Consider the following 12,968-nt stretch of genomic DNA (forward strand, 5'->3'; position numbering starts at 1 on the left):
TTGATAGCACGGTAAGATACCTTGGGGTCGAAATCGACGACGCGTTGAGCATCGCCGAGAAGATCGACATTTGAGAGTTTGGCGGACGGCACCAGCCGTTCGTCATTTCAAACTGTTTGTCCGAACGTTCAGACACGAACGGCCGATCCTTGGGATAGCAGACCTTGCTCCATTTGTGTTCGATGACCGCTCAGCGGACAAAGCTGGCATCGGCCCGGCGCTATCGAAAGACAGCTTCTTGCCTCATAGGACCGGGAATCATACGCTTCCAGAAAAGCGGGGGCAAAAGAATGTCATATACTCAAAATGAATTGGATGAACTTGCGCGTCGCTACACGGAGGCTTGGAACTCCAAGATTCCCGAGAATGTTGCGGCGTTCCATGCGTCCAGCAGTAGCATCGTCATCAACCGAGGAGATCCCTCTGTTGGTCACGAGGGCCTAACGGCGATGGCTGCAGGCTTTCACGCTGACGTACCAGATTTACAGCTAACATGTGATGGCATTCGTGGTGCCGGATCACACGTCCTCTACATGTGGACATTTACCGGTCACCACGCCGACACGGGGAACCCGCTGAACGTGCAGGGCTGGGAAGAATGGGAACTAGACGACGAAATGAAAGTCACATCCTCTTTGGGTTGGTTCGACGGTGAGGAATACGACCGCCAAGTCGCTGGATAACCGCGGTTTCCTTTAAAAGAATCAGTTTTGCTGTGTGCCCTATTGCGGCTCGCAGGGTTGGCCAGAAGGCTCTTTCGCGGGCTGGGACTGCGCCTCGTTAAGGCTGCAGTGCGTGATTAACCAGCTACCATCAGGCTGTCGCGACAGAACATTGAGTGAGATGCCTTCCCCTGTCGTGCCTTCGCTGAACTGCGCAACACACCAGCCGAGATCCCCATCTCTGTTCGCACTTGAGACAGTGATTTTCTTGTTTTCTGAGCCTTCCATGACCCACTCGGCGTGTGCGTCTTCTATTGCCCGCCTTCCTATTGCGGGTGGTCCAAACGGTGAGTACATCTCAGCATGTGCTGCATATAAGGACGCGCATCCTTTGGCGTCCCGCGCTTGGTAATACGTAACATAGTGATCGAGCAGATTCTGGCACTCTTGCTTGAAAGACACTCACGTTCTCCTCGTGCATGACCTGAACATTCGTGCTGAATAAACAGCTGTTAGGCCAACTTATACTGTACTCTGGTACTTTTTCGATCATGCACTGCGGAGCTGACATTCATGCGCTGCGCAGCATCCGTCAAAATGGGCGCTAGGCGGTCAATCGCTGCGGTAAGCATGAAGGTCCGGTCTTGATTGGGAGCCGCCGTTCGGCGTGACTGTCTTCACCGGCAGCCATGCGGACAAAATGTGAATTCGCTGCACCTGTTCCATTGACCGAAAATGACGTTTCATCTGTGCTGGGACCTCCCATGAGATGGCACAGCCGAAGGTTCGTTGAACAATCGGAGGTGGTCTTTAAGTAGCAAATCTTAGGAGGGAGCTTCGACGTTTCTAACCAATACCCTCAGCAAGCAAATCAAAAACCACGCGAATTCGTAGATTTGTTTTTAACTCGCGGTGGGCCACCAGCCATGTCTCGATACTGAGCGGCTCAAACGCTGAGAAAGGGTTTTCCAGTTCGGGATAGGCCGCTCCTACTTCAACTGGAAGAATACCAATCCCAAATCCCTGCCGGACAAGTTCGAGCATGAGCGTCGCGCTTGACGTCGAAAAATTGAAATTTGCTGTCGTTAGATTGACGCCACGTGACGCCATTAAACCAAGCCGCAGTTCTGGCTGGTCGAAACCAACAAACGTTAACTCGGACAGGTCAGCGTGCGACTTTGGACGTCCCACTTCATCAAGATACTGCTTTGATGCAAAAAGATGCGCTGTTGTATCCCTGAGCCGCTTTGCAATTAAGGCCTCGTCTGTGGGTCGTCCATGACGGATCGCGATATCAGCTTCACGTCGCCGCAGATCGCTTACTTCATTTGATGCGATAATCTCAATCTGGAGATCTGGCGCGGTTTTGCTCAGTTTCTTGAGGATCGGCGGCAGAAAATATGTCGCCATCATGTCTGTCGCAGAGATCAACACATGTCCGGTGACGGCTTCAGATTGGCCTGTTGCTGCAACGGATATGGTGTTCGCGGCATCGCCCATCGTTCGAAAATGCACAAGCAATTCTACGCCTGATTGCGTCAGCAAGAGCGCCCGCGACGTTCGTTCAAAGAGTGTCACGCCCAAGGCCTCTTCGAGACCTGCAACCTGTCGGCTGAGCGTCGGCTGCGTAAGCCCAAGCGCCCGCGCGGCTGCGGACAGAGATCCTTCCTCGGCGGTAACGAGAAATGCCCGTGCTTGATTCCAGTCGAAGGCTGATCGTTTCCACTCCATGATTTACGTATACCAGACCAACAAGGATGTGCAATTTCGTATTGATGCCCCGCGTTCTATGTCTGCCATCGACCAACCCAAGACAGGCAACGAATATGACACAGCTCCAAAACAAGGGCCTCTTGCCAACGCAAACCCCTGTGATGGAGGACGCAGTTCTCATGGCCTCTCGTCGTATCGGCTCCTGGGAAGTCCTCGTGAAGAGGCTGCCGCTCTCTTCTGCGGATCTTGCCAACCGCTATGATGCTGCTTCAAGCCGTTGGGAGCGCACGGCGGCTCGCTTTCGACTGGAAGCCGCCTATCAAGAACCGCTCTTGACCTCTCATATCGCAACGGTTCTTGGGCAAGCTGGGCCACAGGCGCGGGTCCTTGATTGCGGTGTCGGGACCGGAAGCCTGTCGATTGCTCTTGATCGTATCCTCGTGGATCGGGTCACATTCCATAGCATAGATACCTCTGCCAAGATGCTGGTGCGGGCCCGATCAAAGATGCACGCCGCCGGACTGCGTGCCCACTGTCAACAAGCTGATGTTTTGTCATTGCCTTATGATGATCAGTCTTTTGACGTGGTCATGGCCGCGCATGTCCTAGAACATCTGCCTGATCCGAAACGCGCGCTCAGGGAAATGATCCGCGTTCTGAAACCGGGTGGAATGGTGTTCGTTTGCTTAACACGCCCCTCACTCTTCGGCGCGCTTATCCAACTTAAATGGCGCACATGGGCAGTCACTGAAAAGCAGGGCGTGGCGTGGTTGCATGATTGTCAACTCGCCGATGTCGGATGCGAACCGGTCCACCTTGGCGCGTGTGCTGGGGTCGCAAGCACAGCCTTTTGGGCACGGCGTCCCACATGACTGGAAACCAATTGAGAGATTTCTCATGATAAGTTTGCAAAAAACCGAATGGGCCGTTTTGGGCCTTATCCTGGTCTATTCGTTCATTCCTGCCTTTGGCGGTTTGATCCGTGTTCTGGAACTTGCCGGCGGGCCACAAATTGCACCCGTGAACCCACGGGCCTTGCTTGCCCCAACGCCCATCATTGTTCACATCCTAAGCAGCTTTTTGTTCTGCATTGTCGGGGCGGTTCAGTTCTTGCCAAGCATCCGGCGGCAACATCCGACAACACATCGCATCAACGGGCGGGTGATCGCCGTGGCCGGATGTGTTTCTGCACTGAGCGGTTTGTGGATGACGCATTTCTATGTCTTTTCCGAAGCGCTGCAAGGTCCGGCGCTGTATTGGGTTCGGATTGTCTTGGGCACGGCAATGATCGGGCTCATCTTCTGCGCTGTGGTCGCCATCAGAGCCCGTGACATCTTTCAACATGGCGCATCAATGCTGCGAGCCTATGCCATTGGCCAAGGCGCATCTACACAGGCCGTCGTCGGTATTGCCTGGATCATCACGGTCGGCTCCGAGGCGATGGGACCGCTGCGCGATGGGCTGATGATCTTTGCTTGGGTTCTTAATCTGCTGGTCGCGGAAATCTTGATCCGTTCCATGCTCAGGCCAGCGATAGGACTGCGAAGTAGTTCGTCATTACCCCCTACGCCGCGCTCAACACTACGAAGGGAAACTTGAAATGAAATACGAAAATCGTAATCCCCGCGTCCTTTTGTCGATCCTTTGGATCTTCGTTATCCTGAATTTCTTTGCCCGTGACATTCATGAGTTGGGCCGCCCCGGCATGTTGGAGCAAATGATTTCCGGCACGATTGACGGGGTCGTCGTGACTGACATCTTGATGCTGCTGGGGGGGGATCATGATAGAGATCCCGATTTTGATGACAGTTCTCGCATTACTGTTGCCAAGTGGCGCAAATCGATGGGCGAACATTGGTGTGGGCCTTTTGACCATGGCCATGATCGTCGCGATGAACCTCAAACCCGACCTCGACAATGTCTTTTTCATGGGTATTCAGTTGATCGCTCTAATTGCCATCGTTGGTATAGCATGGCGGTGGCAGACCCCGGACCGGACAGATGCAATAACACCTTAAATGCGCGGCGTCTGACCGCTTGATCCAAGCGCACGTCCAAACGCCAGCCGAGAAATTTGAAGCCTGTGTTGCAGCGATCAGTTGAAACCACAGGACAAACTGGGCATCCGTTGAGGGAATATGGAGGTCCGGTTTCAATGTGTTTAGCCTCAGTCGAAGTTCCATTTTGCAGGGCAATCAAATGATATCCGAAATCGCAACCAAGCCTTTCGTGTATGACGGCCCAGGTGGCCCCTTCGAAGGTATAGTTAGTCGGCCCCTTGAGGATGCAAAGTCGGTACGAGGCGGCGTGATGGTTTGCCATGCGTTTGGCGGTCAGTCCGATGTGGATGCAACCCATGCTGAACGACTAGCCCGACTGGGCTACGTCGGCTTCGCTATTGATGTGTATGGTCAAGGTCGTCGTGCCACGACAGGTGATGAAGCGACAGAATTGATGGGCGAGATGGACGCAGATCGGGTCCTTTTGCTTGAACGGCTGAAGGCTGCACATACCGCCATGCAAGAGATGGAAAACGTTGCAGCGGACCGTACAGCCGCAATAGGTTTCTGTTTTGGCGGAAAATGTGCGCTTGATGCCGCGCGCGCAAACTTGGGGCTCAAGGCGGTGGTATCGTTCCACGGACTATTTGACCGTCCAGCTTGGGCATCAACGCCTCCCGATGTAATTGAGGCTTCTGTTCTCGTGTTGCACGGATGGGATGATCCGCTCGCCAAACCAAACGATGTTATCAGTCTCACAGATGAACTTACGATGGCGTCCGCTGACTGGCAGCTTCTTGCATTGGGCCATACGAGCCACGCATTCACTCATCCCCGGGCAGACGCTCCTGCTGAAGGCATCGTTTACAGCGAAAAAGCCACGCAAAGAGCGTGGAGCATAGCCGAACGTTTCTTAGCAGAACACCTTTCAGAATAAGAGCTGTTCGACTGAAGCTGCCGTTCATGCGGAGTGCAGCATCAAGCACTTTGGGCTCTTTCCGGTCATCAGCTGCAACAAGCGCCAAGGTCTGCTTCGCGGGACCAAACGGACACGGGCGCGCTGGGGCATGCGCCTGGTCTGCGGCGAAAAGCAATTAATACCCGACAAGGGATTACTTTAGATCGACCTGACGGTCGGACAGCGCAGCGTAGTTTTGGGAAATGACCCGCTGCAACTTGTCCGCAAGCTCCCGCGCGTCGACTTCGTCATAGGGTTCGGTGGACACGGGCTTGCAGAAACGGACTCGGATCTTGCCCGGACGCGCACGGACGGTTCCAAGCCGCATGGCATGGTGGCCACCCTGTATCACCACCGGTATTATGGGTGCCTTCGCCCTGATCGCGATGATACTGCCGCCTACCTTGAAGCGTCCGATTCCGTCCCGGCCCGAAAGCCTGCCTTCGCCCCCCCAACCAACTCTTTTGCCGTCCTTCGCCGCGGCCACCATGCGGTCGACAAGGGGATCGGTGGAACTTCGGTTGCCCCGTGAAACCAACTCAATATCGAGTTTCTCGCATGCTTTGCGGGCAAAGGGGATGTGCCGATACACATCGGCACCGGCGAGCCGATCTACATGCGGCCAGATAGCGACGAAATACGCCGCCAAGTCCGCGAACGATGTCTCGTTGTGAGAAAGGATGCAGCCCGTGCCTGCCGCAGGAATCTCCCCTTCGACAGCGACTTCAAATCGACAGTCCTCGAGATACGTCGCAAAAAGACTCTCGAGTGGTGCCCGTGCCTGTCTGCCGACATGCGCTCCGCGCGCTATCCTGCGCATCGCTAACGGTGCACCTATAAGAAACCGGAGTGAAGCTTTCCCCCCACGCCAGTTTTCTTCAATCGATTCCAGGGCGTGTGTCATAAGACCTAAAGCTTTGATTGAATTGGCCATACCCGCGCCAAGTCAATTAATCAATTTGAAAGGCCTGGGCGGATGGAGCTTGTTTTACGGATGGCTCGCAGCTGGTCCCCTGATTTCTTTCACGCAGGTGCTTTGTGATGACAGAATCGGGCTCGTTCCGGTCGTCAGCTGCACAATGCGCCAAGGTCTGGTGTGCGGACTTAATGTATCCCGCCCGATGCTTGGCTTGCCACCTGTGAAACTCACGCTGCGACAGGGTTATCTCTTTGGTCAGCTGATTAATCCCAGCTGCCGAGCGATGGTTGCGCTGTCGTAATAATCCCGGCCCTCGACCACCATGCCGTCTTTGACGCGCATCACTGAACAATACCGGACTTCAGCTTTCTTGCCGGTTGGCTGAAAATTTCCAAGGCTGGAGCGCAGAACGCCGGTATGTGTGCCAGTGTTCCGAAACTCGACCGTAGCCCATTGCCCGTCTTGGCTGACAATGACGTTTTCGACTTTGCAAAGCCCGTCAGGGAATGCCTCTCGCCAGCGATAGTAGTCAGATTTGTAGGCTTCCTTGCCGGGAAGCTTCTCGCCTCGGGCAATATCCTCAAAAGCACAGTCTTCAGCGATGACCTCCGCGCCGCGATCTGGATCGCGCATATCCCAAGACTCGTGAAATTGTCGAACTACCTTTTCAGTAGGGTGCATGTCCCTGGCCCCTTATGGGTGTTGGTTCGGCGAGATTAGCAGCCGGCCTTCACAAGTCCACTGGAATGGCTAATCCGGGCTCGGAGCTGCCTTGCAGCGGCGCAGCGATATGCTCGATTTCAAACTGTTCTGAAAGTCTGCTTTCTATTCCCACGCTCGATACCTTCGCGCTGGCCGCGAATGACCTGAAACCGCCCTTTTCACCGATTTCTGCGCTCGACACGAATGTCTTGGATGGGCTCGAAGCAGTCTTCCAATTATTTTGATTAACGTCAGCTTTCCGGCCATTTGCAGACCCTAGCGAAGATGATTCCCAACCGGGTGGTTGCGACGTCACGCATTTTTCTGATGTGTCACATCTTTCGAAAGTGAGTCATTTTATATCAATGACTTAGCCTTTTTATTTGTCACGCCTTTATCAGCAATGTCCACATACTACACGCCAATCAGCCTCCAGACTTGATCACAGAAGCGGGGCGAAATTCCTCGTGCCGCGACGAGCAGCAGAGGCTGGAATGGAAAAGATTACACAACAGCAACTGGCGGTCCGGTGGCATCTGTCGCCGCGGACGTTGGAACAGTGGCGATGGCTTGGGAAAGGGCCAAGGTTTCTCAAGATCGGCGCGCGGGTTCTCTATGACGAGGCGGACATCGAGACCTATGAGGCAGGACAGCGGTGTCAGAACACCTGCGGACCGCTGCCTCCGGAGGATGGGTGATGGCCAAGCGTCCCTCACCGTTCCGGATCAAGACTCACCGGATTTACACGCCGGCTGAGGCAGCTGAAGTACTGAAAGTACACAGGCAAAGCGTCCGTCGCTGGATCACGCAGCATGGTCTCACTGCGGACACTTCCCGCAAACCGTGGCTGATCAAGGGATCAGATCTCAAAAACTTCCTGGGTCACAGGCGCGAGAAACGGCGCTGCAAATTACAACTGCACCACTGCTATTGCCTCGGCTGCAAAGGCCCGCGCGAGCCAGACGGTAAGATGGCTGATTACCAGCAGCACTCGCCGACATCCGGCATGCTCACCGCGCTCTGTCCAACCTGCGGTAGCCTCATGCACAAAGTGATCCGACGCGACGACCTCGACGCCATCCAGGCCAAAATCGAGGTCACAATTCAGAGGCCAAGCCCAAGATTAGTGTCCCGGACAGATGCCCCCTTGAATGTAACCTTCCAACAGGAGGCAAATGACCATGCCAAGACACAACGCTGACAACCTGCGTATCAAGCGCAAGTACCTGGTCTGGCTCAAGGAGGCCAAGGGCTTTTCCGAAGCCTCAATCGACAAAGCGGCTGCTGCGATTTCCACCTATGATCGTTATCTTGAGGGGAAGGATTTCAGAGCGTTTCACCCCGAACGGGCACGCGCCTACAAACGCCATCTTGGCCGTCAAAAGAACGAACGGACCGGCGCGCCATTGTCGCCCACAACCATCGGCAGCACACTTCGGGAGGTCAAATCGTTCTTTGGCTGGTTGGCAGATCAGCCCGGCTACAAGTCGAAGATCACGCATGCGGACGTCGCCTACCTCACACCCGATCGTAGAGCTGAGAATGCGCGTCGATCTAACCTGTGGAAACCGCATCCATCGCCGGAACAGGCGCGACGCGTTGTCCGTGCAATGCCATCTGAGAAAACTGTCCAGAGACGAGACCGAGCGTTTATCGCCTTCCTGTTCCTGACCGGATCGAGAGTAGCTGCGGCGATCAGCCTGCGTCTGGGTCATATCGACCTGGATCATGCTTGCGTTACCTTCGATGGTCGCGTGGTCGATACGAAGTTCGCCAAGTCTTTCACAACCGCGTTTTTTCCCATCGGAGACGAGGTCGAACAGATTGTGAGGGAGTGGATTACAGAACTGCGCCAGGAGTATTGCTGGTCCCATGCAGATCCGCTGTTTCCAAAGACAAGGATCGGGGTCGGCGCCTCGCGCCGCTTTGAGGCTCTCGGCATCGCGCGCGAACCTTGGACAAACCCCTCAAGTGTCGCCCGGATCTTCAAGACGGCATTCGAAGACACTGGTCTGCCACCTTTCTCCCCCCATCGCGTGCGGGATACTTTGGTGGAGCTATCCAATGACCATTGCCGAACACCAGAAGACTACAAGGCATGGTCGCAAAACCTCGGTCATGAGGATGTTCTGACCACGTTCCGGTCATACGGCTCTGTTGCGCCGGGTCGGCAGGTGGAGCTCATGGCAAGGTTTCGCGACCGCGGGACTGGTTCTTCGGAAGACGACTTTAGTGTACTTGAAGACGACTAAGGATCGCTACGGACGCGAACGATCACGCCTTCAGGGTTCAAACGATAGCCTTGCCCGGGAATGTTCTCGATCAACGCTTCAGCGTCTTCCACGCCTAGATCGGCCGATATGAACTTCTTTTTCAGATCAGAGCGTGTCCTGTTAATGCGTTTACGAACGGCCTCACCGCCCTCCACCCCAAGCCTCAGAGAGATTATGACCGCACTTATTAGCGTGTAGTCCAGCGGGTCTTTTCCCTCGCCTGAGCTTTCGAGCCAACTTTTCGCGAGGAGTATCAGCAGGTCGGCGGCTGCAGATTTCCTGAGTTCAACACGTTTCGCAATCAGAACAAACCGTCTTGCGTCGTCGATTTCCATCAAGATGGGTTCACGGTTCTTGAGGCTTTGCGCTGTCGAAATCGGCACAGAGGGCGGGAACACAGCGCCACGCTGCAATTCTCCGTAGAGCCTTGGGAGACTGTCGGGGGGATAATCACCAAGGCGGGTGGTCCGGTTTGCCTCTCGCATCACCGAGCAGACGCCCTCGCCATGCCGCTTCAATAGTTGGGAGATCATTTCAAGTGCGGTGTTTGGCGGTTTGTCGAGTTGGTCCACTGCATCCAGCACGGCCGGAAAGCTGCGTTCCAGTGTGTCCGGCGATATGTGCTCGAACGTCTGTGCACTGCGGAGATAGGACAACGCCATTTCTCGATCCATAACGTTGCGTCTTGGACCTTGCATCAGATCCAATCGGTAAGCTTCTTCCGGGTCAAACCTTTCCGTCTGGGTGGCGAGGATTGCGAACCGCCGGTCGATGCACTGCGAGCAACGTCCACAATGCGGATACTGCTTCGTTTGATTATGGGTATCGGCGCAGCTCCGGGTGTGCTTGATCTGGTCTCCCATACCAAGCCGCACGATCGTTTCAATCACGTCTGACTTGGTACGCCAGAAAAACGGATTGTCGACGCGCATACCCCGCTTGAAGACCTTTCCCAGGAACTCGGTGAACCGCGTAAGCGTCTGTGGATGCGTTGTCCGGGTTGCCCGCGTGCCCAAAACATTTCCGACAGGCGGCAGATTGAGACTGACGATCCCGTTCTCATGGAAGGAGACACGGTCTCTTCCAAAGGCTTGCGCGGTAATCGCACCCAGTACGGCGAAGAGAAAAGATCGGCTGCGATGCGTGCTCTCCTTTGCCGTGCCGGCCGTCAGTTGTGCACGCACCGGCAGATGTCTGCACGTATCAGGACCAAACTTTTGACTGAGGGCCTTCTGCAATGCCCTTTGTATCGGCGCGATCTTGGTAGAGGAGAAATGACTGACAAGGGCCACGCTGCTGCCTTGTTCCGCGATCTCTTCGACGGCACCTGCAAAAGAGTCGAGGCCACCAGAGAACATCAAAACACGGTTTGCCTCCCACGCCTGGTCCCGGACAAATTTGAAGAACCGGGAGCGTTCGGCTTCTGGCTCCGTCTTAAGGTCAAATTCGAACACGAACCGATCGCCCGACAAGAACATCAGGGCTTGTTCCAATGCCTTGAGCGCGTCGGATTGTTGCCAAAAAAACAGGTCGCGCACCGGCATATCGACAAGGAAACGGCGATGCCATTTGGCGCCCATCTGCTGATCGGCCGGACCTCCGCGACTGACGGCGGAATCGGCGCAGTAAACGAGGGCCGCAATCTCCAGCAGATCCAGGGCGCGATCCGGGAGAGCTGCAACCAATTGTCGGTTCAACTGTTCGATGCAAAGTTTGATGCCCACCTCGCGACCATCGATGGCAAGCCGCAACTCCTCGTCGCCGCCACTTGTTGTCACAGCGGGCAGGCAAGTGACGCGATACTCAGGCACTGTCTTGCCGACGCGCTAGTTCGGCTCTCATCTTCCGAAACGCGTAGCGCGTGAACTGACCGATCGAGTCCTGGTCCAGCGACTGTTTTTGCCAGATCGTCTTGCCGTACCAGCCACCGGCATACGACTCGACGATGCGGGAGACCTCAAATGTGTGTTGCGCCAGCGCCTGTTGGAACGCGACCCGTTGCGCATCAGAGCTGAAGCGGCGATCCTCGCCTGTATGGTTGGCGAGTTCTCTGCTGAGATAATAGTCAAGAGATCGATAGGTCAGCCTTGCGAAGAAATCGCGGGCCAGCAGGGCAAAGTTGTCTCCCGAGGAAAAACGACCAAGGGCCTTCCGAACTTCCTGAGGTGTTGGTTCAAAGAGCGTTGGGAGCTGATCCCTCATCTGGACGGAGAGGCTTTCAAGCAGAGCCGCCTTCGCGAGGTCACCTACATCGCTTGAGTGTCCGGTCTCAAAGCTCTGCCGGTCGATTGCGCTCTCCAGTCCTGACAGCAATCTTGTGACAGAGCTTAACGCATCGCGACCGACACCGAGGTCGTCCAGTGCAACTTCGAAGCCCGGCGCACGCGCCAGGAACGGCAGTTTTACAAGCAGAGAGCTGACGAACTGGAAGCCGGGATCTTCGGGCGCTCTCGCTAAGTCTGTCTCGGATGCTTTCGACGCAGCCGCTGCAAGTAAGTCGATTGATGCGTCGGTTTCCAGAAGCCCAACGACATCGCGCCACTTTTTCGACTGCGGTAACGTGCCGAGCCGGATGTGGCCCATGTTTTCCTCCCTGTTGCGGTAACGCTATTCACGACAGGAAAAATGGCAACAGAAATCAGAAAAACCAATGTCGCATGCTTCCCTGCGCTTACCCCCCTTTCGGCTGTATGCGCTGGATACATGCTAAATCCTTGAAATTAATGGCGATCCCGGAAGGACTCGAACCCTCAGCCTGCTGATTAGAAGTCAGCTGCTCTATCCAGTTGAGCTACGGGACCGCTTGCGCGGGCAGCTTTACCCGGCGTGGTGGACAAGATCAAAGGTAATTCAGATCTATCCGAAACCTTTTGCGAAGGGATTGTTTGGATAGTCCACGGCCGCGAGATAGAGGCCGTGAGGCGGGCATACTGGACCGCAGGCGGCGCGAGTGCGGGCCTCAAGAGCGGCTTTCACGTCTTCGGCGGACCAACTGCCAGCCCCCACGCGTGCAAGTGTGCCGACGATGCTGCGAACCTGGTTATGAAGGAAAGAACGGGCATGCAGGTGGAACCGGATTTCCGGGCCGGCAAGGCCCTCGGCCTCAACGATGTCGATTGTATCGAGCGTTTTCACCGGGCTCTTGGCCTGACAAATCGTCGAGCGGAAGGTGGTGAAGTCGTGATAGCCGATCAGATGCGCCGCGCCGGCGCGCATCGCGGTCACGTCCAGAGGGTGCTGCACCTGCCAGACCAGCCCCTTGTCGTGCGTGGCAGGCGCGCGGCGTATCAGCAGTCTGAACAGGTAATGGCGGCGCACGGCCGAGAACCGCGCGTGCCAGTCCTCTTCAACCTCTGCGCAATCCAGGATCGCGACGGGTGCGGGCCTTAGATGAAAATTCAGCGCCTCGGACAGTCGAAACGGATCCCAGTCCTTTGAAAGATCGCAATGTGCGACCTGTCCAAGCCCATGCACACCGGCGTCGGTCCGCCCGGCCGCAGCGATGGTGTGCGGCCCGTCCTCGAGCCGGGCGAGCGCGTCTTCGAGCGCCCCCTGCACCGACGGCTGGTCGGCCTGCCTTTGCCAGCCGGAAAAAGGCGCACCGTGATATTCGATCTTGAGCGCGTATCTGGGCATGACGCGGCTCATAGCGCGCGACGTCACGGGGAACAATCCCCTCACGCTCCCCTCTGGTGTGCCCGTGCGGGCGAGACTATCTTGAGGTGGAAGGGGGCGGGTTTC

15 protein-coding genes and 1 tRNA gene are annotated in these 12,968 nt (G+C 55.8%); 8 read left to right on the forward strand and 8 right to left on the reverse strand.

Translation table 11 applies throughout. The annotated features are described in order from the left end of the window. Positions 1–290 precede the first annotated feature (290 nt). Positions 291–683 (forward strand): nuclear transport factor 2 family protein, encoded by a 393-nt coding sequence (locus tag EZV60_RS17725; RefSeq protein WP_135507185.1) that lies wholly within the window; start codon positions 291–293, stop codon positions 681–683. 39 nt (positions 684–722) lie between these two features. Here the strand turns inward: EZV60_RS17725 and EZV60_RS19585 are convergent, their stop codons facing one another. Then, on the reverse strand, positions 723–1,124 hold the full coding sequence (locus EZV60_RS19585) for a YybH family protein (RefSeq protein WP_135507188.1): 402 nt from the start codon (positions 1,122–1,124) through the stop codon (positions 723–725). Between the two features lie 384 nt (positions 1,125–1,508). Then, positions 1,509–2,393, reverse strand: coding sequence for a LysR family transcriptional regulator (locus EZV60_RS17735; RefSeq protein ID WP_135507190.1), 885 nt, complete (start codon positions 2,391–2,393; stop codon positions 1,509–1,511). A 95-nt stretch (positions 2,394–2,488) separates the two neighbouring features. Here EZV60_RS17735 and EZV60_RS17740 point away from each other — a divergent pair, with 95 nt between their 5' ends. The 4 genes from EZV60_RS17740 (at position 2,489) to EZV60_RS17755 (ending at position 5,312) form a co-directional block, all read left to right on the forward strand. After that, entirely contained in the window at positions 2,489–3,247 is a 759-nt protein-coding gene (locus tag EZV60_RS17740; protein WP_167853577.1) for a class I SAM-dependent methyltransferase, read from the forward strand. 25 nt (positions 3,248–3,272) lie between these two features. After that, positions 3,273–3,974 (forward strand): DUF2306 domain-containing protein, encoded by a 702-nt coding sequence (locus EZV60_RS17745; protein ID WP_135507194.1) that lies wholly within the window; start codon positions 3,273–3,275, stop codon positions 3,972–3,974. A 1-nt stretch (position 3,975) separates the two neighbouring features. Continuing rightward, positions 3,976–4,416 (forward strand): DUF6326 family protein, encoded by a 441-nt coding sequence (locus tag EZV60_RS17750; protein WP_210115123.1) that lies wholly within the window; start codon positions 3,976–3,978, stop codon positions 4,414–4,416. 158 nt (positions 4,417–4,574) lie between these two features. Further along, positions 4,575–5,312 carry a dienelactone hydrolase family protein gene (locus tag EZV60_RS17755; RefSeq protein ID WP_135507196.1) on the forward strand — a complete coding sequence of 246 codons (738 nt, stop codon included), beginning with the start codon at positions 4,575–4,577 and terminating at the stop codon, positions 5,310–5,312. Positions 5,313–5,487: 175 nt separating this feature from the next. Here the strand turns inward: EZV60_RS17755 and EZV60_RS17760 are convergent, their stop codons facing one another. Then, complete coding sequence (locus tag EZV60_RS17760) at positions 5,488–6,267, reverse strand: lysophospholipid acyltransferase family protein (RefSeq protein ID WP_135507199.1); 780 nt, start codon at positions 6,265–6,267, stop codon at positions 5,488–5,490. A 240-nt stretch (positions 6,268–6,507) separates the two neighbouring features. Next, positions 6,508–6,933, reverse strand: coding sequence for an ester cyclase (locus EZV60_RS17765; RefSeq protein ID WP_135504181.1), 426 nt, complete (start codon positions 6,931–6,933; stop codon positions 6,508–6,510). Between the two features lie 515 nt (positions 6,934–7,448). On the opposite strand from EZV60_RS17765, the gene EZV60_RS17770 reads away from it, so the two are divergent. The 3 genes from EZV60_RS17770 to EZV60_RS17780 are packed head-to-tail and all read left to right on the forward strand — an operon-like array spanning position 7,449 to position 9,206. Beyond that, a complete protein-coding gene (locus tag EZV60_RS17770) occupies positions 7,449–7,652 on the forward strand; it encodes a MerR family transcriptional regulator (protein WP_135507202.1) in 204 nt (67 codons plus the stop codon). Beyond that, positions 7,652–8,155 (forward strand): helix-turn-helix domain-containing protein, encoded by a 504-nt coding sequence (locus EZV60_RS17775; RefSeq protein WP_135507204.1) that lies wholly within the window; start codon positions 7,652–7,654, stop codon positions 8,153–8,155. Before EZV60_RS17770 ends, EZV60_RS17775 begins: the two co-directional genes overlap by 1 nt. Then, a complete protein-coding gene (locus EZV60_RS17780; protein WP_245306352.1) occupies positions 8,130–9,206 on the forward strand; it encodes a tyrosine-type recombinase/integrase in 1,077 nt (358 codons plus the stop codon). The genes EZV60_RS17775 and EZV60_RS17780 overlap by 26 nt, the downstream gene beginning before the upstream one ends. On the opposite strand, the gene EZV60_RS17785 is transcribed toward EZV60_RS17780, so the two are convergent. From EZV60_RS17785 to truA, 4 genes are all read right to left on the reverse strand, one after another. Further along, positions 9,203–11,038, reverse strand: coding sequence for a 7-cyano-7-deazaguanine synthase (locus tag EZV60_RS17785; RefSeq protein ID WP_135507208.1), 1,836 nt, complete (start codon positions 11,036–11,038; stop codon positions 9,203–9,205). The two genes, EZV60_RS17780 and EZV60_RS17785, sit on opposite strands and share 4 nt — an antisense overlap. Further along, a complete protein-coding gene (locus EZV60_RS17790; RefSeq protein WP_135507210.1) occupies positions 11,031–11,810 on the reverse strand; it encodes a hypothetical protein in 780 nt (259 codons plus the stop codon). Before EZV60_RS17790 ends, EZV60_RS17785 begins: the two co-directional genes overlap by 8 nt. 141 nt (positions 11,811–11,951) lie before the next feature. Next, a tRNA-Arg gene (locus tag EZV60_RS17795) sits at positions 11,952–12,028 on the reverse strand. Positions 12,029–12,083: 55 nt separating this feature from the next. Then, entirely contained in the window at positions 12,084–12,863 is a 780-nt protein-coding gene (truA, locus tag EZV60_RS17800; RefSeq protein ID WP_135507213.1) for a tRNA pseudouridine(38-40) synthase TruA, read from the reverse strand. Between the last annotated feature and the right edge of the window lie 105 nt (positions 12,864–12,968).

Origin of the sequence: Roseovarius aestuariivivens, assembly GCF_004761875.1 — a bacterium.
Lineage (GTDB): Bacteria > Pseudomonadota > Alphaproteobacteria > Rhodobacterales > Rhodobacteraceae > Roseovarius > Roseovarius aestuariivivens.